Genomic DNA, 1,052 nt, shown 5'->3' on the forward strand with positions numbered 1-1,052 from the left:
GGTGGACGGGCTGTCCATGTTGATCCTTTTCGCTGAGTGGGAGCGCCTGACCGCCGATCCGGACGTCGAGCTTCCTGCGATCGGCATCACCTTCCGCGATTACGCGCTCCAGGCACAACCCGACGAGGAGTCCCTGGACAAGGCGCTGACGTACTGGCGTGAGCGGACGGCGGACCTCCCCCCGCCGCCGCGTCTCCCGCTCACGAAGGACCCCGGCGAGGTGGAGATCCCCCGCTTCCACCGCAGGGAGGCCAGGCTCGACCCGGAGAAGTGGGAGGCGATCAAGGACCGGGCCAGAAGGTACGGGATCACTCCATCGGTGGTGCTGCTGGCCTGCTACGCCGAGGTGCTCTCGGCCTGGAGCGGGCAGCCGGACCTGACCGTCAACCTCACCCTGTTCGACCGGCGCGACGTCCACCCCGACATCGGCCACGTCGTCGGGGACTTCACCTCCGTGCTCCTCGTCGCACACCGGCCCGCCGCGCACGAAGGCTGGCTGGAGCGCGCCCGCCGCCTCCAGGAGCAGGTCTGGCGCGACCTCGACCACCAGGAGATCTCGGGCGTGCGCGTGCTGCGCGAGCTGGCCCGCGAAAACGATCGCCTGGCCGAGCCCGTCCCCACCGTGTTCACCAGCATGCTCGGCGTCGACGACGCGCTGGCCCGCACGGTCCGATGGCCGGACCACACCCGATCCCAGACCCCCCAGGTCTGGCTCGACCACCAGGTGATCGAGCTGCCGGACGGGCTGCTGCTGAGCTGGGACAGCGTCGACGAACTGTTCCCGGGCGGCCTGGTGGACGAGATGTTCGCCGCCTACACGGAATCGGTGGAACGGCTGGCCGACGAGCCGGAATGGGCGGCGGTCCCGGGTAAGGCACTGCCACAGGGGCGGCCGGAGCCGAAACAGGACAAGGCCCGTCCGAAGCGCGGTTTCGAGGCGCCGGTCGGGGTGGTGGAGGAGACGGTGGCGGGGATCTGGGGTGATCTGCTGGGAGTGTCGCGGGTGGGTCGTCATGATGGGTTCTTCGCCTTGGGTGGGGACAGTTTGCTGG

General features: G+C 69.7%; 1 protein-coding gene. It reads left to right on the forward strand.

The features are described 5' to 3' along the window. Window positions 1-16 precede the first annotated feature (16 nt). Window positions 17-1,052: condensation domain-containing protein (locus tag E1267_RS43840; protein WP_246064764.1), on the forward strand; the 1,036-nt coding region annotated here is incomplete at its 3' end.

The organism is Nonomuraea longispora (assembly GCF_004348345.1).
Taxonomy (GTDB): domain Bacteria; phylum Actinomycetota; class Actinomycetes; order Streptosporangiales; family Streptosporangiaceae; genus Nonomuraea; species Nonomuraea longispora.